The 20,018-nt window shown below is 74.7% G+C and carries 17 protein-coding genes; 11 read left to right on the top strand and 6 right to left on the bottom strand.

The window, feature by feature from the left end; translation table 11 throughout:
• The first annotated feature begins 132 nt into the window (after positions 1–132).
• Positions 133–744: an acyltransferase gene (locus ACFY00_RS36565; RefSeq protein ID WP_388038148.1), complete on the top strand. Its 612-nt coding sequence runs from the start codon at positions 133–135 to the stop codon at positions 742–744.
• A 12-nt stretch (positions 745–756) separates the two neighbouring features.
• Here the strand turns inward: ACFY00_RS36565 and ACFY00_RS36560 are convergent, their stop codons facing one another.
• Both ACFY00_RS36560 and ACFY00_RS36555 read right to left on the bottom strand, forming a co-directional pair.
• Positions 757–2,475 carry an LCP family protein gene (locus ACFY00_RS36560; protein ID WP_388038145.1) on the bottom strand — a complete coding sequence of 573 codons (1,719 nt, stop codon included), beginning with the start codon at positions 2,473–2,475 and terminating at the stop codon, positions 757–759.
• Between the two features lie 181 nt (positions 2,476–2,656).
• Positions 2,657–3,445, bottom strand: coding sequence for a TIGR03089 family protein (locus tag ACFY00_RS36555; RefSeq protein ID WP_388038142.1), 789 nt, complete (start codon positions 3,443–3,445; stop codon positions 2,657–2,659).
• A gap of 140 nt (positions 3,446–3,585) precedes the next feature.
• Here ACFY00_RS36555 and ACFY00_RS36550 point away from each other — a divergent pair, with 140 nt between their 5' ends.
• Positions 3,586–4,500, top strand: coding sequence for a DNA-3-methyladenine glycosylase family protein (locus ACFY00_RS36550; RefSeq protein WP_388038140.1), 915 nt, complete (start codon positions 3,586–3,588; stop codon positions 4,498–4,500).
• Between the two features lie 169 nt (positions 4,501–4,669).
• Here ACFY00_RS36550 and ACFY00_RS36545 read toward each other — a convergent pair whose 3' ends face one another.
• Genes ACFY00_RS36545 through ACFY00_RS36535 form a run of 3 tightly spaced genes read right to left on the bottom strand, consistent with a single transcriptional unit; the run spans position 4,670 to position 7,616 of the window.
• Entirely contained in the window at positions 4,670–5,980 is a 1,311-nt protein-coding gene (locus ACFY00_RS36545) for a coenzyme F420-0:L-glutamate ligase (RefSeq protein WP_388038138.1), read from the bottom strand.
• A 44-nt stretch (positions 5,981–6,024) separates the two neighbouring features.
• Complete coding sequence (gene cofD, locus ACFY00_RS36540; RefSeq protein ID WP_388038135.1) at positions 6,025–6,996, bottom strand: 2-phospho-L-lactate transferase; 972 nt, start codon at positions 6,994–6,996, stop codon at positions 6,025–6,027.
• A gap of 20 nt (positions 6,997–7,016) precedes the next feature.
• Positions 7,017–7,616, bottom strand: a complete 600-nt coding sequence (locus ACFY00_RS36535; protein ID WP_388038168.1) for a cysteine dioxygenase — start codon at positions 7,614–7,616, stop codon at positions 7,017–7,019.
• 721 nt (positions 7,617–8,337) lie between these two features.
• Between ACFY00_RS36535 and ACFY00_RS36530 the strand changes: the two genes are divergently transcribed.
• The 3 genes from ACFY00_RS36530 to ACFY00_RS36520 all read left to right on the top strand — a co-directional run bounded on the left by ACFY00_RS36530 (position 8,338) and on the right by ACFY00_RS36520 (position 14,389).
• Positions 8,338–8,610 (top strand): WhiB family transcriptional regulator, encoded by a 273-nt coding sequence (locus ACFY00_RS36530; protein ID WP_033255587.1) that lies wholly within the window; start codon positions 8,338–8,340, stop codon positions 8,608–8,610.
• A gap of 256 nt (positions 8,611–8,866) precedes the next feature.
• Entirely contained in the window at positions 8,867–12,697 is a 3,831-nt protein-coding gene (locus ACFY00_RS36525; protein ID WP_388038133.1) for a glycosyltransferase, read from the top strand.
• A gap of 6 nt (positions 12,698–12,703) precedes the next feature.
• Positions 12,704–14,389, top strand: a complete 1,686-nt coding sequence (locus ACFY00_RS36520) for a DUF5719 family protein (RefSeq protein ID WP_388038130.1) — start codon at positions 12,704–12,706, stop codon at positions 14,387–14,389.
• Between the two features lie 39 nt (positions 14,390–14,428).
• Here the strand turns inward: ACFY00_RS36520 and ACFY00_RS36515 are convergent, their stop codons facing one another.
• On the bottom strand, positions 14,429–14,875 hold the full coding sequence (locus tag ACFY00_RS36515; protein WP_388038128.1) for a metallopeptidase family protein: 447 nt from the start codon (positions 14,873–14,875) through the stop codon (positions 14,429–14,431).
• A gap of 131 nt (positions 14,876–15,006) precedes the next feature.
• Here ACFY00_RS36515 and ACFY00_RS36510 point away from each other — a divergent pair, with 131 nt between their 5' ends.
• The 6 genes from ACFY00_RS36510 to ACFY00_RS36485 form a co-directional block, all read left to right on the top strand.
• Positions 15,007–15,369: a DUF3499 domain-containing protein gene (locus ACFY00_RS36510; RefSeq protein ID WP_388038125.1), complete on the top strand. Its 363-nt coding sequence runs from the start codon at positions 15,007–15,009 to the stop codon at positions 15,367–15,369.
• A 120-nt stretch (positions 15,370–15,489) separates the two neighbouring features.
• A complete protein-coding gene (locus ACFY00_RS36505) occupies positions 15,490–16,881 on the top strand; it encodes a phosphomannomutase/phosphoglucomutase (RefSeq protein ID WP_388038165.1) in 1,392 nt (463 codons plus the stop codon).
• Positions 16,882–17,007: 126 nt separating this feature from the next.
• Complete coding sequence (locus tag ACFY00_RS36500; RefSeq protein WP_030461914.1) at positions 17,008–17,190, top strand: Trm112 family protein; 183 nt, start codon at positions 17,008–17,010, stop codon at positions 17,188–17,190.
• A gap of 34 nt (positions 17,191–17,224) precedes the next feature.
• Positions 17,225–18,391 carry an SIS domain-containing protein gene (locus ACFY00_RS36495; RefSeq protein WP_388038123.1) on the top strand — a complete coding sequence of 389 codons (1,167 nt, stop codon included), beginning with the start codon at positions 17,225–17,227 and terminating at the stop codon, positions 18,389–18,391.
• A 68-nt stretch (positions 18,392–18,459) separates the two neighbouring features.
• Positions 18,460–19,434 (top strand): cation diffusion facilitator family transporter, encoded by a 975-nt coding sequence (locus ACFY00_RS36490; RefSeq protein ID WP_388038121.1) that lies wholly within the window; start codon positions 18,460–18,462, stop codon positions 19,432–19,434.
• Positions 19,435–19,621: 187 nt separating this feature from the next.
• On the top strand, positions 19,622–20,018 hold a 397-nt coding region (locus ACFY00_RS36485), incomplete at its 3' end, for an adenosylhomocysteinase (protein ID WP_388038118.1).

Genomic DNA, 20,018 nt, shown 5'->3' with positions numbered 1-20,018 from the left:
CACGCCGGACGGGGGAGAGGGCCGGTCCGACCGGCCCCGGACCGCCCCCCACCACCGCGGCCCGACCGCCCCGTCGCGGGCGGTCCGCGGAACGCCGGACGGGGGCCGTCCGCCCGCACTAGGCTCGCGCCCATGACGAGCAGCGACCCCAGGATCGAGGCCACCGCCGACGTCGACCCGAGCGCCGTGATCGGCCCGGGCAGCACCGTCTGGCACCTCGCCCAAGTCCGCGAGGACGCCCGGATCGGCGCCGAGTGCATCATCGGCCGCGGCGCGTACGTCGGCCCGGGCGTGCGGCTCGGCGACCGGGTCAAGCTGCAGAACCACGCCCTGGTGTACGAGCCCGCGGTCCTGGAGGACGGCGTCTTCGTGGGCCCGGCCGCCGTCCTCACCAACGACCTCTACCCGCGCTCGGTCGACCCGGACGGCAAGCTCAAGCGCGGCGACGACTGGCACGCCCGCGGCGTCACGCTCCGCGAGGGCTGCTCGATCGGCGGCCGCGCCGTCCTGGTCGCCGGGGTCACCGTCGGCCGCTGGGCCCTGGTCGCGGCCGGCGCGGTCGTCCACCGGGACGTCCCGGACCACGCGCTGGTGGTCGGCGTCCCGGCCCGCCGGATCAAGTGGGTGGGCCGGGCGGGCGAGCCCCTCGTCCCGGACGGCCCGCAGCGCTGGCGCTGCCCGCGCACCGGCGAGACCTACACCGAGACCGGCCCCGAGACCCTCGTCCCGGACGCGGAGCGCTGAGCCCGGCTCCGGCTACTTCGCCTTGGACGCGCAGACGTTGGTGTCGTCCGCCTGCACCCGCTGGATGTCCTTGGGCGCCTCGGTCGGCGCCGCCGAGGGCGCGGCGCCGGTGGCGGTGAAGTCCTTGCCGAGCACCACGACGACGCCGTCCTTCGCGCCGAGCCTGCTGCTGGCCTGCACCGCCGTCGCGGGCAGGCCGAGGGCCGCGGCCACCGCCTGCGCCTCGTCCTCGTGCCCGGCGGGGTAGTTGACGGCGCTGGTGGCCGCCGGGTCGGCGTTGTTGCCCGCGACGGCCAGCGCGAAGCCCTTGCCCTGCAGGGCGGTCGCGGCCTTCGACGCCTGCCCGGCGGTCCCGCTGCCGTTGCGCACGGTGACCTTCACCCCGGCCGCGTCCACCTGGGGCGCGGCGGGGGCGGAGGAGGACGGGGCGGCGGGGTCGGGGGAGGCGCTCTGCTCCTGCTGCGGGACGTCGGTCAGCGAGCGGTCCGCGGCGATCATCGCGAACAGCTGCTGGGCGTCGTTCGGCTTGAGCACCAGCCGGTCCTTGTCCGCCGGGTCGTCGATCACCGGCACCGTGGTGAAGGTGATGTTCTTGGTGTCGACCCGGGAGATGTCGAGCGCCAGGTCCTTCAGCTTGTTGACGCTGCCGATCCCGTCGTCGACGGTCAGCGCCTTGGTGGCGGCGTCCGCCAGGTCCCACAGCTTGGTGGGGCTGGTCAGGGTGTCGCTGCTCTTCATCTTGCGGATCATCGAGGAGATGAACTGCTGCTGCAGCGGGATCCGGGTCAGGTCGCCGCCGTAGCCCACCGCGTGCCGGGTCCGGACGAAGGCCAGCGCCTCCTCGCCCTGCACCACGTGCCGGCCCGCGGTCATCTTCAGGTGCGAGTACGGGTCGTTGATGTCGGTGGCGGCGCACACCTCGACGCCGCCGACCGCGGTCGAAAGGGTCTTCACCGCCTCGAAGTTGACCATCATGAAGTGGTCGATCCGGACGCCGGTCAGCTTCTCGACGGTCTTCCAGGTGCAGCCGGGGTCGCGCCCGTCCTGCCCGAGGCTGGTGTTGAACATCGCCCGGGCCGCGCCGGGGATGGTCTTGTTGCCGCTCTTGCACTCCGGGATCGGCACCATCAGGTCGCGCGGGATGGACAGCACCGTCGCGTTCGAGCGGTCCTTGGAGATGTGGAACAGCAGCGTGGTGTCCGCGTGCCCGGTCGAGCCCTCGTCGCCGTACTCGCGGCCCAGGCCGACCCGGCTGTCGGTGCCGATCACCAGGATGTTCAGCGCGTCGGTCGCCTGCGGGCGCTCGGAGTCGTCGCCGACCTGGACCTTCACCGAGGAGATGTTGTTGTTGAAGTGCTGGTACACGTAGTACGCGCCGCCGCAGCCCGCCACCAGCACCAGGCCCAGCGAGCCCGCGGTCCACTTCAGCGCCCGGCGCCCGCGGGTGGAGTGGCCCTTGCGGCGGGCGGCCCGGCCGCCCGCCACCGCGGTCGCGCCCTTTGCCCCCCGGGCGGCGGCCCGGGAGCCGACCGACCCGGCGGCCGCCTCCCGGCCCCCGGCCCGCGGCCGTGCCGAGGCGGCGCCGGGCCGCGCGGCGGAGTCCCGCCGGCCCGCCTCCAGGTCCAGTCGGAACTCGCCGGTCGCCGGGTCGAGCACCCACTGGTCGGCGGGGTCGACGCCGGGAGTGGTCGAGTCGGCCGAGTCGCCCCGGCTCCGGTGTCCGCTGTTCATCCCGGACACCCTAGACGAGCCTGACGCCCAAACCGTCCGCGATGTGATACCCGTCACCCGACGAAAGGGTGGAAAACGGCGGCGGCGCGCCCCGCCCGGCCGGTTCCGCCGGGCGGAGCGCGCCGTCGTCGCACTCCACTGCCATCGTCCCAGGACTACCCGCCCCGGAGGACCGGGGTCGTCACCCGAGGCGCAGAGTCACTCGTTCGGAGTCGATCCGGTTCTGCCACTGACCCTCCGTCAACTGCCCGGAGTTCCGGCACAGGACGACCGAGGCACCGGCGGCCAGCGGCGCCAGCAGACCCGCCTCCAGACCCGTCCAGTCGTCGAAGGACAGCGTCGACAGGACACGGCTCCCGCTGTCCAGGCCCAGCCGTGCCGCGCCCTCCCGGGCCAGCGCCACCGTCTGCTCGCCCGTCAGCTTCAGCGGCAGCCCGTCCACCACCGTCTCCAGCGCCACCGCCTGCGGGTCCACCGGCGAGTACGGGGCGAACCGGTCGCCCTGCCCGGGCACCTCCGCCGCGTAGTCCAGGAACCCGTCCGGCCGCTGCGGGAACCGCCCGCCCAACGGGCGCAGCGCCAGCGCCACCCGCTCGCCCTGGCACTCCTGCGCGGCCGCCAGCCCGTCCGGGCCGGAGACCACCAGCTCGGTGTCCTTCGGATCGCCCTGCGGCACCGCCACCACGCCCACCGACCAGCAGGCCAGCAGCCACACCGCGCTCTGCCAGTGGGCGGGCAGCAGCAGCGCCGCCCGGTCGTCGGGGGAGGCGTTCAACTCGTCCTGCAACAGGTTGGCCGTCTTCGCGACCCAGTTGTCGAACGTCTTCGCGGACAGCTCCACCCGTTCCCCGGTCGAGTCGTCGTAGAAGGTCACCAACGGGCGGGACGGGTCGGCGGCTGACCCCGGGCGCAGGAAGGCCTGCAGCAGCTCGGCGGGGGTGCGGGCGTCGGCAGCGAAAGGCGCAGTCATGGTGCCGACCAGCCTACGTCCTGCCCCCGCCGGACGGGAGGGTGCCCGCCCCGTCGGAACGCCGCGCCGCGGCCCCGCGCGACGTCGGCGCCCCGCGTTACGCTCGCCCCTGCCCCGCCCCCCACCCCGAGGACGTACCGATGCCCGCCCAGACCCGGCAGTGGCGGCCCGGCTACCCGCTCGACCTCGGCCGCACCCTCTTCCCGCTCCAGCACGGCGCCGGGGACCCGGCCTTCCAGCGCACCCCCGACGGCGCCGTCTGGCGCGCCTCCCGCACCCCCGACGGCCCGGGCACCCTGCGGATCCTCCAGCGCGCCGACGGCATCGACGCCACCGGCTGGGGCCCCGGGGCCGGCTGGCTGCTCGAACAACTCCCCGCGATGCTCGGCGCGCACGACGACCCGGCCGGGCTCGTCCTCCCGCCCGGGCCGCTCCGCGAGGCCCAACGCTCCTGCCCCGGGCTGCGGTTGACCCGCACCGGCCTGGTCATGGAGTCCCTGGTCGCGGCGGTCCTGGAGCAGAAGGTCACCACCATGGAGGCGTACCGCGCCTGGCGCACCCTGCTCCGCGATTACGGCACCCCCGCCCCCGGCCCCGCCGCCGACCTCGGCATGCGGGTCGTCCCCTCCGCCCGCGAGTGGACCCTCGTCCCCAGCTGGGCCTGGCACCGGGCCGGCGTCGACCCCAAGCGCTCCGCCACCGTCCTGCGCGCCGCCCGCCTCGCCGCCCGCCTCGAACAGGCCGCCGCGATGCCCCCCGCGGACGCCTTCGCCCGCCTCACCGGCGTCCCCGGCATCGGCCCCTGGACCGCCGCCGAGACCCTCCAGCGCAGCAACGGCGACGCCGACGCGGTCTCCGTCGGCGACTTCCACCTCCCCAACACCGTCGGCTGGGCCCTGGCCGGCCGCCCCCGCAGCGACGACGCCCAGATGCTCGCCCTGCTGGAGCCCTACCGCCCCCACCGCCACCGCCTCTGCCGCCTCCTCCCCCTCACCGGCGCCCGCCCCCCGAAGTACGGCCCCCGCCTCACCCCCAACGACCACCGCCACCGCTAGCCCGCCGAGGGCCCCTGCACGAGGACCCCTGCACGAGGGCTCCTGCACGAGGGCCCCGTCAGGGGCCCGGGGAACGGCGGGTCCGAGCTGCTGACGGCCGGAGCCCACCGGAGCGTCCGTGCTGCTTCGGGCCAGGACAGCGACCCGAAGCAACCAAGGACCCCTGCACTCACCGCACCGTCAGGAACGCCTCCGCCTCCCTCGCCCGACGCTCCTTCGGCTCCTCCGCCGCCCGCCCCACCGCGACCGCCCCCATCGGTTCCCACCCCGCCGGGAGGCCGAGCGACTCGCGGACGGTGTCGCGGCAGAACATCGTCGAGGAGACCCACGCCGACCCGTACCCCTCCCCGGCGAGGGTGACCAGCAGGTTCTGCACGGCGGCGCCGATCGCCACCACGAACATCTCCCGCTCGGCCGCGGCCCGCCGCTCGTCGGGGTAGTCGTGCGACCCGTCCATGACCAGGCACGGCACGATCAAGTACGGCGCGCCGCGCAGCACTTCGCCGCGGGCGGTGCGCCGCGCGACGCGCTCCTCGCTCCAGCCGTCGAGCTCCCGCAGGTCCCGCCGCCAGGCGGCGAGCATCGCGTCCAGCAGTCCGGTCCTGGCCTCCGCCGATTCGAGCAGGACGAACCGCCAGGGGGTGGTGTGGTGCGGGGCGGGGGCGGTGACCGCGGCGGCGACCGCCCGTCGCACCGCGCCGCCGTCGACGGGTTCGTCGGTGAAGGCGCGCACCGTCCGCCGGAGGGTGACCGCCTCGCGGACGGCCTCGGAGGTGCCGAGGCGGAACATGTCCTGCCCGGCGGAGCGGACGAGTCGGCGGGCGCCCTCGCCGTCCTCCTCGGTGACCAGCCCGTCCAGGCCGCGGACGACCGCCACCGGGGTGCCGGTGGCCTTGCCCTTCACCAGGTCGGCGGCGGCGGCGAGTTCGTCGGCGGTGGCGGTGATCGTGAGCCGCAGTTCGTTGCCGTGGTTGTCGAAGCGCCCGCGGTGGTCCTCCAGGACGGGCAGCCCGGCGGCGCCGATCGCGACGTCGGTGAGGCCGCTGCGCCAGGGCCGCCCGAAGGTGTCGGTGATCAGCACGGCCAGCCGCCGCCCGGTCGACTCCCGCAGCCGGGAACGCAGTTGCCGAGCCGAGGCGTCGGGGTCGACCGGCAGCAGCAGGATCGTCCCGGGCGGGGTGTTGGACGCGTCGACCCCGGCCGCGGCCATCACCAGGCCGTTGCGGTTCTCGACGATCCGGGACCGGCCGCGGCGGGCGACCACCCGGACGGTCTCGGCGTCGATCGCGGCCTCCCGGTCGTCGGCGCGCACCAGCCGCCCCTCCGCCTTGGAGACCACCTTGGAGGTGACCACCACGACGTCGCCGTCCTCGAACTCGCCCGCCTTGGCGATCAGTTCGGCGAGGTCGTCCCCGGCCGCGACCTCCGGCAGGCCGCGCACCGGCAGCACCTGCACCCCGGCCCCCACCCCGTCGCTCACGCTCACACCCGCGCCCCCGCCCGCACCCGCGCCCGTGCCCCCGCTCACTTCGCGACCTCCGCGGCCAGCGCCAGCGCGGCGCGCGCCATCTCGGCGGTGGCCTCGACCGAGCTCATCAGCAGCGGGACGGCCCGGCAGGCGATCCCGGCCGCGGCCACCTCGTCGACCGCGGCGGCGTCCGAGGTGTCCACCAGCCAGCCGTCCAGCAGCCCACCGTCGCGGCGCGCGCCGTAGTGCCGGGCGACGGCCGCCGCGCTGGTCTCCACGCCGACGGCGGCCAGCACCTTGTCGGCCATGCCGCGCACCGGCGCGCCACCGACGATGGGGGAGAGGCCGACCACGGGGGCGCTCGCGGCGGCGACCGCCTCGCGGATGCCGGGGACGGCGAGGATGGTGCCGATCGAGACCACCGGGTTGGACGGCGGCAGCAGCACGAGGTCGGCCTCCGCGATCGCCTCCAGCACGCCGGGCGCGGGCTTCGCGCTCTCGGCGCCGACCGGGACGATCGCCTCGGCCGCGACGGCGGCGTGCAGCCGCACCCAGTACTCCTGGAAGTGCACCACCCGCGGCCCGTCCGCGTCGGTGATCCGGACGTGCGTCTCGACCCGGTCGTCGCTCATCGGCAGCAGTCGCACGCCGGGCTGCCAGCGGTCGCACAGCGCCTCGGTGACGGCGGACAGCGGGTACCCGGCGGCGAGCATCTGGGTGCGGACGATGTGGGTGGCGAAGTCCCGGTCGCCGAGCCCGAACCACTCGGGTCCGACCCCGTACGCCTTCATCTCCTCCTTGATGGACCAGGTCTCGTCGGTCCGGCCCCAGCCCTGTTCCTCGTGGATGCCGCCGCCGAGGGTGTACATCACGGTGTCCAGGTCGGGGCAGACCTTCAGGCCGTAGAGGTGGATGTCGTCCCCGGTGTTCCCGATCACGGTGATCCGGTCCTCGGGGGTGAGGGCCGCCCGCAGCCCGCGCAGGAACCTGGCTCCGCCGATCCCGCCCGCCAACGCAGTGATTCGCATGGCTTCATCCTGCCAGCGCGTCAGTGCACCCGGTGACGCTCCGGGTCCGCGGCGGCCGGGTCGGCGGCGGCCTTGCCCGCCGCGTCGCCCGCCGCGTCGCCCGCCGTGCTGCCCGTCGCGTCGCCCGCCGCGTTCGCCACCGCGGGCGCGGTGGCCGGGTACTGGTTCATCTCGACCAGGCCGGGTGTGTAGAGGTGGATCGAAACCGCGGGCTCCAGCGAGGCGTTGACCATCTCGTGCAGGTAACCCGTGGAGAACACCCGCAGCCCGCCGGGGGCGAGGGCGCGCGAGCCCTCGCCGCCCGCCGTCAGCGAGCGTTCGGTGAGTTCACCCCGGACGACGGTCATCACGCCGGAGGAGCGGCCGTGGTCGTGGAAGCCGCTGGACTGGCCGGGCAGCCAGCTGAGCAGCCACACCTCGTAGCCGGGGCCGGTCTCCAGCCGGGCGTACCAGCGGGTCAGCGCGTCGTAGCGGACCAGCGGCTCCCAGCGGTCGCGGTCGGCGGCGATCTCGCGCACCAGCTTGGCGTAGCCGCCGAGGGTGGTGGGGTGCGCGGGCAGGTCGGTGCGGGCCAGGTGCGGGAAGGCCAGCGGGTCGCCCGCGATGGAGACGTCGCTCAGGCCGTCGGTCCAGCGGGGGGCGTGACGGGGGGCGGGCAGCGCGGCTGGCAGGGAGCGCTTGCGGTCGCGGTTGCGCTTGCGGAGGCGGGGCATTCGCACGGTGACGTCCTCGGAGGATCGGCTGCGGAAGGGGATCAGCCGGTGCCGCGGGGACGTTCAGGGGGGACTGTCGCGCGGTCGGCCTCTGTTCCGGGGCGGCGCGCGGTGGGACGCGTGCGCCTAGATACAGCGGAGACAGCGGCGACAACACGAGGAGTTCGCGGCAGCGCCGAGGAGCGCCTGGCGGCGCCGGTCGGCGGAAGGGGCCGGGAACTCTGACATGCGGGCAAGCAGACCGCAACCGACCCTCCAGTGTCAAGGCGAGCTGACGGACATTCGGGTCACATCCGCTCCGAACCACCGGATGGGGTGATAAGCGCCCATTAAGGTTTCGAAGCGAAAATCTCCGGGAAGGGACGCCCTGAGATCGCCCCGGAGCGTTCGCTCGGGAGCGGTGGCGAGGCCTGATGGCCGGTCAGGGACCAGGCGCGATGTCCGGGTTGTCCGGATATGTACACTATTCGTAGTGGCTTGGTTCCGGGGAGTGAATCCTTGGCCCAATACCAGAGCTCGGCTTGACTAGGCCAGAGTGACGCAACTGTAATTTCTCTCGTGTCGTTCCGCCGCACCGGCAACGGCAACACCACGGGGACGCCAAGAGGGGCAGAGGAGGCGCGCCAGAATGAGCGAGCTCTTTGAGCTGTTGATCGGTGAGGGCATCGAGGAAGAAGAAGAGGAACTCGGCTGGCAGGAGCGCGCGTTGTGCGCCCAGACCGACCCGGAGTCCTTCTTCCCCGAGAAGGGCGGTTCCACCCGGGAGGCCAAGAAGGTCTGCCTGGCCTGCGAGGTCCGGGCCGAGTGCCTGGAGTACGCCCTCGCCAACGACGAGCGGTTCGGCATCTGGGGCGGCCTGTCCGAGCGCGAACGCCGCCGTCTCAAGAAGAGCGCGGTCTGAACCCTCCGCGCGCACCCGGACCGCAGCACCTGCGCACCCGGACCGCAGCACCCGGACCCGTGCCGGCGCCTCACCGAACAGGTGGGGCGCTTTCGCATTCCCGGAGCGCCCCCGCCCGCGCGGGAACGCCGGAGCCGCCGGACGCGATACCCGCTGCACCGTCTTTTCACACGCACCGGGGACGATCGCGCCACCCGGAGCCGTTAGTGTGGTGCGTCATCTGCCGTCAAACCCGAACCGGTGGTCCGCGCACCCGATGACTGTCTACAGCCACCAGAGCGGCTTCTCCGCTGCCAGGCCGCCCGCCTACCCGCGCCACTTGGTCACCGCGGTGATCGTCTCGCACGACGGCGCCCGCTGGCTGCCGCAGGCGCTCGCCGGGCTGCTCGGCCAGGACCGTCAGGTCCAGCGGATCCTCGCCGTGGACACCGGCTCCACCGACAACTCCCCCCAGCTGCTCGCCGACACCCTCGGCGACTGGCTCCCCGAGAGCGGCCCGCAGGTCCTCGGCCGCCGGGTCGGCTTCGGCCGCGCCGTCGGCGAAGCCGTCTTCAACAGCCCGCCGCTGCGCCCCGAGGACCTCTCCTACAGCCTCGACCCGTCCGGCTACGACCCGGTCACCGGCGGCTGGGACGACTTCGGCGACCCGCTCGCGGGCGAGGACGAACTCGGCCGCGGCGGACCGCGCGAGACCCAGCCGGTCGAGTGGCTCTGGCTGCTGCACGACGACTGCGAACCGCAGACCGACGCCCTGCGCCGCCTGCTGCAGGTCGCCGACTCCACCCCGACCGCCGCCGTGATCGGACCCAAGCTCCGCTCCTGGTACGACCGCAGGCAGCTCCTCGAGGTCGGCGTGACGATCGCCCGCTCCGGGCGGCGCTGGACCGGGCTCGACCGCCGCGAGCAGGACCAGGGCCAGCACGACCAGGTCCGCCCGGTGCTGGCAGTCTCCACCGCGGGCATGCTGGTGCGCCGCGACGTGTTCGAGGAACTCGGCGGCTTCGACAAGGCCCTGCCGCTGATGCGGGACGACACCGACTTCTGCTGGCGGGTCAACGCCGCGGGCCACCGCGTCGTGGTCGCCCCCGACGCCGTGCTCCGGCACGCCGAGGCCGCCAGCCGCGAACGCCGCACCATCGACTGCGCCCCCGCCCACCCGCACCGGGTCGACAAGGCCGGCGCCGTCTACACCCTGCTCGCCAACTCCAAGGGCCTGCTCTTCCCGTACGTCCTGCTGCGGCTGATCCTCGGCACGGTCCTGCGGGTGGTCGTCAACCTGGTCGGCAAGGACCCCCGGCAGGCGTACGACGAGGTGGCCGGCCTCGGCCACGAACTGCTGCGCCTGCCACGGCTGATGGCCTCCCGGGCCCGCCGCCGCCGGACCCGCTCGGTCGACTCGCTGGACGACCGGACGCTGTTCCCGGCCCCCGGCGCGACCGTCCGGCTCGCCGTCGAGAACGCGATCTCCTCGCTCGGCATCGGCGGCACCGACGACGCGGGCGCCGGTCGGCACGGCTCCGTCGAGTCCGGGCCCGGCGACGACGACACCGACGACCTGGTGGTCGAACAGTTCGCGCTGCTCAAGAAGTTGGTGCGGCGCCCGGCCCCGGTGCTGTTCGCCGCGCTGCTGCTGTTCGCGCTGGCCGCCTGCCGCAACCTGATCGGCTCCGGCTACCTGCAGGGCGGCGCCCTGCTGCCCGCCGCGGACGGCGCCGCCGGGCTGTGGAACATGTACGCCGCGCCCTGGCACGCCGTCGGCACCGGCTCCACCGCGACCTCCCCGCCCTACCTCGCCGTGCTCGCCGTCCTCTCCTGGGCGCTGTTCGACCACGCCGACCTCGCGCTGACCCTGATCGTGGTGCTCTCGGTGCCGCTCGCCGCGGTCAGCGCCTACCTGGTCTCCCGGCCGCTGATCGCCTCCAAGGCCGTCCGCGCCTGGGCCAGCGCCACCTACGCCCTGCTGCCCGCCGCCACCGGCGCGCTGGCCCAGGGCCGGATCGGCACCGCGGTGCTCGCCGTGCTGCTGCCCCCGCTGGCCCGCGCCGCCGCGATCACCGCCGGTCTCGGTATCCGCACCGAGACCGCCGCCAAGGGCGCCCGCCCCGGCTGGCGCTCCGCCTGGATGACCGTGCTGATGCTCACCGTCAGCACCGCCTTCGTCCCGCTCACCTGGGCCATCGCCGTGCCGCTCTGCCTGGCCGCGCTCGTCCACGCGGTGCTCCGCGGCGGCGCGTTCGGCTCCGGCGCGCAGGCCGTGCGGCTGCTCGGACTGCGCGTCGCGGTGATCCTCGGCGCGCCGGTGCTGGTGCTCGCGCCCTGGTCGCTGCAGGTCCTCGCGCACCCCTCCCGGCTGCTGCTGGAGGCGGGCCTCCCCGGCTTCAACGGCCCGGCCGCCGACCCGCTCGGCCTGGTCCTGGTCAACCCCGGCGGCGCGGGCACGCCCCCCGTCTGGCTGTCCGCGGGCGTGGTGCTCGCCGCGCTGGCCGCCCTGCTGCGCGCCGACCGCCGCCGCGCGGTGCTGGCCGCCTGGGGCGCCGCCGCCGCCGGACTGGTCTTCTCCGTCGTGGTGGCCGGCACCGCCGTCACCCCCGCCTCGGGCGGCGCCGAGACCCCCGCCTGGGCCGGTCCCGCCACCCTGCTGGCCGGTGTCGCGCTGCTGGCCGCCGCCGCGATCGGCGCCGACGGCGCCAACACCCGCGTCTCCGGCATCGCCTTCGGCTGGCGCCAGCCGGTCGCCGCCCTGGTGCTCGCCGCCGCCGTCCTCGCCCCGGTCGGCACCGCCGTCTGGTGGGCGCTCACCGGTGCCGACGGCCCGCTGCGGCGCGGCAGCGAGGCGCAGGTCCCGGCGTTCATCGCCGAGTCCGGGAACACCACCGACCGCTCCCGCACCCTGATCGTCACCGGCGACGCCCAGGGCGTCTCGGTCCGGTACGCGCTGGTGCGCGGCGCCGGCCTGACCACCGGCCAGGCCGAGGGCACCGTGGACGCCGCCGCCGACGGGCAACTGCCCCAGCTCACCGCCAAGTTGCTGGCCGGATCCGGCGGCGACCTGGCCCGCACCCTCGCCGGGTACGGCATCAGCTACGTCCAGGTGAAGGACCCGGTGATCGCCAAGGTCCGGGACGTGCTGGACACCACGCCCGGCATCGTCCGGCTCAGCCTCGACAACGGCACCGGCCTGTGGCAGATCACCGGCGTCCCCGGCACCCGGGCGCAGATCACCAGCCCCGGCACCGTCCCGGTGGTCGTCCCGGCCGGACAGCACGACATCTGGACCACCGTCCCGGCCGGACCGGCCGGCCGACAGCTCCGGCTCGCCGAGCAGGCCGACCCCGCCTGGCAGGCCACCCTGAACGGCAAGCCGCTCAAGGCCGTCACCGTGGACGGCTGGGCGCAGGGCTTCGCGCTGCCCGCCGAGGGCGGCCGGCTCGACGTCACCCGCGCCGGCAGCGTCGTCCGCACCGGCTGGGCCTGGGGACGGCTCGCGCTCGGCACCGTCGTCCTGGTCCTGGCGCTGCCCGGCCGCCGCAACACCAACGACGACGACATCCCCGAGGAGGTCGTCGCCGCCCAGGCGCTGGCCGCCCAGGTCCAGGCCCAGGCGCCCGTCCCCGGCAGCCGCCGGGCCCGCCGCCTCGCCGAACGCGGCGAGGGCGAGGACCCGCAGGCCGAGCCCGGCGTCTACGCCCCCGGCGTCCCGGCCCAGTCCGCGGCCGAACCCGAGCCCGCGCCCTACCAGGCCGGGCCCGAGACCTTCGCCGACCCGTACCAGGCCGACCCCTACCAGGCCGACCCGTACCAGCAGCAGGGCTACCGGACCGACGGCTACGGCTACGACCACACCCAGCAGCAGCCCGTCGGCGCGCCCTACCAGGGCGACGGCTACGACCAGTACGGCCAGCAGCAGGCGTACGGCTACGACGCCCAGCCCGCCCAGGGCTGGACCGACCCGTACGCGGCCGGCTACCCGCAGCAGGACGGGCAGCAGCAGCCCTGGCTGCCCGAACAGCAGCAGCCCACCACCTACTACGACCCCAACGACCCCTACGGCGGCGGCCACCCGCAGCAGCCCGGGACGGGGAGCTGACCCGCGATGAAGAAGCCCACCCTGAAGGCGCCCAAGCTCAAGGCCCCCAAGCTCAAGGTCCCCAAGCTCAGGGCACCCGACCTGAGCGGCGTGGCCGGCGGCAGCCGCACCGGTCAGTCCCTGCTGGCCGGCGTGGCCGTGCTCGGCCTGGTGTTCGGCGCGGCCGAGCTGCGCAGCCCGGCCACCACGGCCGCGGGCACCGGCGGCAGCCGCACCACCGCGCAGGTCGAGCGCACCGCGCTGGTCTGCCCGCCGCCGATGCAGGGCGTCACCGGCTCCACCAGCCTGACCCTGTTCAGCCCGGAGGGCGGCACCGGCGGCACCGGCACCGGCCTGATCGCCAACGCCAGCGCCGAGAACGTGATCGCCGCGCAGAACCCCGCGCAGCCCGCCGCCTCCGCCCCGGCGTCCGCCCCGGCCGCGCCGTCCGGCGCCCCGTCTGCCGCCGCCCCGTCCGGGCAGCCCTCCGCCGCCCCCGCCGTGGACGCCCTGCTCAACCTGGCCAAGCCCGGCGTCCCGGTGACCGGCCCCGCCAACAACAGCGACACCGCCCCCGGCACCTTCGCGACCGCCACCGGCAACCTCGCCCCCGGCTTCACCGCGACCCAGGTCACCGGCTCCGAGGCCGGCGGCGCCGCCCTCTCCGGCGCCGACTGCGTGCCCTCCGGCACCAGCTTCTGGTTCGCGGGCGCCAGCACCGGCCCCAACCGGATCGACTACGTCACCCTGGTCAACGCCGACACCCTGCCCGCCGTCGTCGACCTGAAGATGTACGGCGACAAGGGCCTGATCGACAACGAGCTCGCCACTGGCATCGCGGTCGCCCCCGGCCAGAGCCAGACGCTGCTGCTCAGCAGCCTCACCAAGGGCCCGGTCGACGACCTCGCCCTGCACGTCGTCACCCGCAGCGGCCGGATCGGCGCCGGGGTGCACGCCGTCGACAGCGGCAAGGGCACCGACTGGCTCGAACCCTCCGCTGACCCCGCCCCGAGCGTCACCGTCCCGGGCATCCCCGACGACGTCACCACCGCCCACCTGGTGGTCGCCACCGACTCCGCCGACGACGCCGACCTCAAGGTCCAACTCTCCGGCAAGAACGGCTGGTTCACCCCCGCGGGCAAGGAGACCATCCACGTCAAGGCGGGCATGACCGCCGTCCTCGACTTCCAGTTCGCCGCCGAGACCCGCGAGGGCGCGAGCGCGCTCCGGCTCACCCCCTCCAACGCGGAGCACCCCACCCCGATCGTGGCCGGCCTGCGGGTCGACCGCGAGAACAAGGGCAAGACCGAGGCGGCCTGGCTCTCCGGCGGCAGCCCGGTCGGCGCCCGCGCCACGATCGCCGACAACCGGGCCGGCCAGACCAAGCTGATGCTGACCGCCGTCGACACCGACGCCAAGGTCAAGGTCACCAGCTCGGCCGGCGCGAACGGCGGCACCCCCGCGAGCAAGGACGTCGACGTCCCGGCCGGCACCACCGTCTCCGTCGAGGGCATCGACCCGGCCGGCGCGAACGGCCCCTACGCGCTGACCGTGCAGACCGTCAGCGGCGGCCCGGTCCTGGCCACCCGCCAGCTCAGCGCCGTCACCAAGGACGTCCCGACCTTCACCACCCAGCGGTTCCGCGACGACCACGCCACCGTCCAGGTGCCCCGGGTCGCCGCGGACCCGGGCGTCGTCCTGGGCACGAGGTAGCGCCCGAGGGGGAGCGGGGCCCCCACGGGGCCCCGCTCCTCACTCCTCGCCGTAGCGCGGGTCGATCGCGTCCGGCGAGAGCCCCAGCAGCTCCGCGACCTGCTCGATCAGCACCTCGTGGACCAGCGCCGCCCGGTCCTCCTTGGCCTTCGCCCGGATCTCCACCGGCCGCCGGTACACCAGGATCCGGCTGCGCCGCCCCGCCGCGCCGGGCACCGCCCGGCCGAGCGGCACGGTGTCCGGCTCCGGTTCGCCCTTGGCGGGCAGCGGCACCTCCAGGACGGCGAACTCCACGTCCTCCAGTTGCGGCCAGCGCCGGACCAGCCGCTCCATCGACTCCCGGACGTAGTCGTCGAAGAGCTCGGAGCGGGTCAGCGAGATGGGCACCTGCGGCGGGGCCAGCGGCCCGCGCATGCCGCGGCCGTGCCGGTCGCGGTGCTTGCGGCGGCCGGGCCCGGGCGGGGACGAGGGTGTCGAGCTGTCCATAGCACTGTCGAGCGTAGTCCCTGGATGCCCGGAAGTGGACCACTCCAGCACGGCGCGTAACGGCGACGGGACACGCGAGCCGGGGGGCGGGTCTTCGCGGGCCGGTCCTACTTGCGGTACCGTCCACCCTCGTGAGCTCTGTACGTCGTTGTTCGCGGACCGCGTGCGGCCGGCCGGCCGTGGCGACGCTGACGTACGTCTACGCCGACTCCACCGCGGTGCTCGGCCCGCTGGCCACCTACGCCGAACCGCACTGCTACGACCTGTGCGCCGAGCACGCCGAGCGCCTCACCGCCCCCCGCGGCTGGGACGTGGTCCGCCTGGCGGGCGACAGCGGCCCGCTGCGCCGCAGCAGCGACGACCTGGAGGCCCTGGCCAACGCCGTCCGCGAGGCGGCCCGCCCGCAGGAGCGCACGCCGCGTCAGGGCCCGTCCCCCGAGGGCGAGTCCGGCCGCCGCGGCCACCTGCGGGTGCTGCGCTCCCCGGAGAGCTGAGCCCGCCCGGGCGAGGACGGCGCCTGGCGCCCACCCCGGCCGGGTACGCTGCCCCTCTGCGGCGCGCACCGGCAGGCCCGGCGCGTCCGCAGCACGTTGCAGCACACACACGGGAGCAATCTGGTGCGGGACCTCAAGCAGCTTGTGAAGGCGTACGACGTCCGGGGCGTCGTGCCGGACCAGTGGGACGAGTCGCTGGCGTACGCCTTCGGCGCTGCCTTCGTCGAGGTGGTCGGCGGCAGCGCGGTGGTCGTGGGCCACGACATGCGCCCCTCCTCGCCGTCGCTGTCCCGCGCCTTCGCCGAGGGCGCGGCCTCCCGCGGCGCCGACGTGGTGGAGATCGGGCTGTGCTCGACCGACCAGCTGTACTACGCCAGCGGCAGCCTGGACCTGCCCGGCGCGATGTTCACCGCCTCGCACAACCCGGCCCAGTACAACGGCATCAAGCTGTGCCGCGCGGGCGCCGCCCCGGTCGGCCAGGACACCGGCCTGTCCGACATCCGCGAGCTGGTCGAGTCCTGGCTCGACGAGGACGGCAAGGTGCACGTCCCGGCCGCCGAGGTCGCCGCCGTGGGCGCGCTGTCGGCCAAGGAGACCCTGGGCGGCTACGCCGACCACCTGCGCAAGCTGGTCGACCTGAGCGCGATCCGCCCGCTCAAGGTCGCGGTGGACGCGGGCAACGGCATGGGCGGCCACACCGTCCCCACCGTCTTCGACGGCCTGCCGCTGGAGGTCGTCCCGATGTACTTCGAGCTGGACGGCACCTTCCCCAACCACGAGGCCAACCCGCTGGACCCGGCCAACCTGGTCGACCTGCAGGCCAAGGTCCGCGAGGTGGGCGCCGACATCGGCCTGGCCTTCGACGGCGACGCCGACCGCTGCTTCGTGATCGACGAGAACGGCGACCCGGTCTCCCCGTCCGCGATCACCGCCCTGGTCGCCGAGCGCGAGATCGCCCGCGCCCGGGCGAACGGCGAGCAGAACCCGACGATCATCCACAACCTGATCACCTCGTGGACGGTGCCCGAGGTGGTCCGCGACCTCGGCGGCGTCCCGGTCCGCACCCGGGTCGGCCACTCCTTCATCAAGCAGGAGATGGCGAACACCGACGCGGTCTTCGGCGGCGAGCACTCCGCGCACTACTACTTCCGCGACTTCTGGCGCGCCGACACCGGCATGCTGGCCGCCCTGCACGTGCTGGCCGCGCTCGGCGGGCAGGACGGCCCGCTGTCCGCGCTGACCGCCAAGTACGAGCGGTACGCCGCCTCCGGCGAGATCAACTCCACCGTCGCCGACCAGGCCGCCGCCACCGAGAAGGTGCGCGCCGCCTACGCCGGCCTGGAGGGCGTCACCACCGACGAGCTGGACGGCCTCACCGTGGCCGGTCCGGACTGGTGGTTCAACCTGCGCGCCTCCAACACCGAGCCGCTGCTGCGCCTGAACGCCGAGGCCAAGGACCCGGCGAAGATGGCCGAACTGCGCGACGGCGTGCTGGCGATCGTCCGCGGCTGACCGCGCCCCCGTCAGCCCGCCGCTGACTTTTCGCGTGCCCCGGCCGGTAGGGTTGCCACCGGCCGGGGTACTGCTGTGTCACCGGCCTTCCGCACCCGCCGCCCGAGCCCCCGGAGTCCGAACGCCATGAGCCTGCCGTCCTTCCTGCTGGAGATCCTGGTCTGCCCGGAGTGCCGCTCCCCGCTCGACGAGGAGACCGAGGGCGAGGTGCACGAGCTGCGCTGCACCGGCGAGGGCTGCGGCCTGGTGTACCCGGTGCGCGACGGCATCCCGGTCCTGCTGGTGGACGAGGCCCGCCGCCCGTCCTGACCCCTGCCCCGCCAGCCGCTGGAGGACAGCCGCCATGTTCGACGACTCCCTGCTGGACGACCCGGCCGCCCTGCAGCGCGCCGACCGACGGCGCGAGCTGCTGGCCCTGGCCGGGGCCGGCGCCCGGATAAGGATCGCCCTGCGCCGGGCCGACGCGGCCGGCCTCCGGACGCTGAACCCCGACGGTCGGCCGCGCGCCGTGCTGGTCGCCGGGCACGGCGGCGTCCTGACCGCGGCCGCGGTGCTGGCGGCGCTGGCCGTCCCCAGCAGCCAGGTCTGGCCGCTGCCGCTCGCCGACGCCCGCCCCGGCGGCTTCGCCTTCACCGACGGCGGGACGTGGCAACTGCCCGGCTGGGCCGGTCCGTTGGACCTGATCGTGGTCGCCAGCGAGAACGGCCGCGAGGGCGGTCTGATCAACCTGGCCGAGCAGGCGTACGGCCGCGGCTGCGCGATCGCGGTGATCGCCCCCGAGGGCTCGGAGCTGTTCGAGGCGGCGCTCCAGGTGCGCGCCCTGCCGCTGCCGTTCGAACCGAGCGCGGTGGAGCCGGAGGGCGCCGACGCCGAACCCGACCTCCCGGCCGAGGACCCGGCCGCGCTGTGGGCCTTCCTGGCCCCGCTGCTGGCCCTGGCCGACCGGATCGGCGTCGCCCAGCTCGCCCCCGGCGCGCTGGAGGCCGCCGCCGACCGCCTCGACGAGATCGCGGTGCGCTGCCGCCCCGACGCCCAGGCGTACGACAACCCGGCGAAGTCCCTGGCGAGCCGGATCGCCGAGACCGTCCCGCTGCTGTGGTCCGAGGGCGCCCCGGCCGCCGCCGCGGGGGAGCGGTTCGCCGCCGCCCTCGCCGACCGGGCCGGACTGCCCGCGCTGGCCGCCCGGCTCCCGCAGGCGCTGACCGCGCACCGCGGCATGTTCGCCGGCCGGCTGGGCGCCGGGGGAGACCCCGACGACTTCTTCCGCGACCGGGTCGACGAGCCGGTGCCGCTGCAACTGCAGGTCCTGCTGCTGCGCCACACCCCCGGCGTGGCCGAACTGGAGCAGCCCGGCTGGCCGGTGGCCCGGGCCCGCCGCCTGGCCGCCGCGCACGAGGTGCGGGTCAGCGAGCACGCCTCCAGCCTGGAGGACCCGGTGCAGGCGCTGGCCGAGCTGATCGGCCTGACCGACTTCGCAGCGGTGTACCTGGGCCTGGCCACCCGCGGCTGACACGGTATCGTCCCCTCGTCAACAAAGGCCCGGCAAAGTCCCGGGCCCGCGCGGAGGGACGTACCGGGTTGAGCACCGAAGGCGGCACCAAGGCACTGGTCGCGGCACTGTCCGCGAACCTGGGCATCGCGGTCAGCAAGTTCGTGGCGTTCGCGTTCTCGGGGTCCTCCTCGATGCTCGCCGAGGGCGTCCACTCGATCGCGGACTCCGGCAACCAGGTGCTGCTCCTGGTCGGCGGCAAGCGCTCGCAGCGGGCCGCCACCGAGGAGCACCCGTTCGGCTACGGCCGCGAGCGGTACGTCTACGGCTTCCTGGTCTCGATCGTGCTGTTCAGCATCGGCGGCATGTTCGCGATCTACGAGGGCTACGAGAAGATCGCCCACCCGCACGAGCTGGAGAACTGGTACTGGCCGGTCGGCGTGCTGGTCTTCGCCATCCTGCTGGAGGGCTACTCCTTCCTCACCGCCTACCGGGAGGCGTCGAAGGACAAGGGCCAGCACGGCTGGCCCGCCTACATCCGCCGGGCCAAGGCCCCCGAGCTGCCGGTCGTGCTGCTGGAGGACACCGGCGCGCTGATCGGCCTGGTGCTGGCGCTGGGCGGCGTCGGCCTGACCGTCATCACCGGCGACGCGGTCTGGGACGGCATCGGCACCCTGTGCATCGGCGTGCTGCTGGTGGTCATCGCGCTGGTGCTGGCGCTGGAGACCAAGTCGCTGCTGATCGGCGAGTCCGCCGACGCCGAGGTGGTGGCGAGGATCCGCGAGGCGCTGGTCGACCACGACACCGTCACCTCGGTGATCCACATGCGCACCCTGCACGTCGGCCCCGAGGAACTGCTGGTCGCCGCCAAGATCGGGGTCAACGCGGAGGACAGCGCCGCGGTGGTCGCCGAGGCGATCGACCACGCCGAGGTGCGCGTCCGCAAGGCCGTGCCGATCGCCCGCGCGATCTACCTGGAGCCCGACGTCTACTCCGAGGAGAAGGCCCTCGCGGGCCCCGACGCCGACGCCACTCCGGGCGGACCGGGCCGGAACGCCCACTGAGCCGCGCCCGATCGGTGTAGATTCGTCAGCAGTGCCAAACGTCGCTGCTGATGGCGGTCGATCGGAGCGAGGCTCCGGTCGAGGGAGAGAGGTCCTCCGACGGATTGTGCCGCAGCAGAGGGTCGCTCCCGTGCGCCCTCTGCCGCTCAGCACACCCGCAACCAGGACCTTCCCACGAGGAGTTCGCATGTCGAACCAGCCCACCGGCGACTTCAAGGTCGCCGACCTCTCCCTGGCCCCGTTCGGTCGCAAGGAGATCCAGCTCGCCGAGCACGAGATGCCCGGCCTGATGTCGATCCGGGCCGAGTACGCCGCTTCCCGGCCGTTGGCCGGGGCCCGGATCACCGGCTCGCTGCACATGACCGTGCAGACCGCGGTGCTGATCGAGACCCTGGTCGCGCTGGGTGCCGAGGTCCGCTGGTGCTCCTGCAACATCTTCTCCACCCAGGACCACGCCGCCGCCGCCATCGCGGTCGGCCCGGAGGGCAGCCCGGAGGACCCGCGGGGCGTGCCGGTCTTCGCCTGGAAGGGCGAGACCCTGGAGGAGTACTGGTGGTGCACCGAGCAGGCGCTCACCTGGCCCG

Source organism: Kitasatospora sp. NPDC001540, assembly GCF_042894345.1.
Taxonomy (GTDB): domain Bacteria; phylum Actinomycetota; class Actinomycetes; order Streptomycetales; family Streptomycetaceae; genus Kitasatospora; species Kitasatospora phosalacinea_C.
This window is presented reverse-complemented; position numbering and strand designations above follow the sequence as displayed.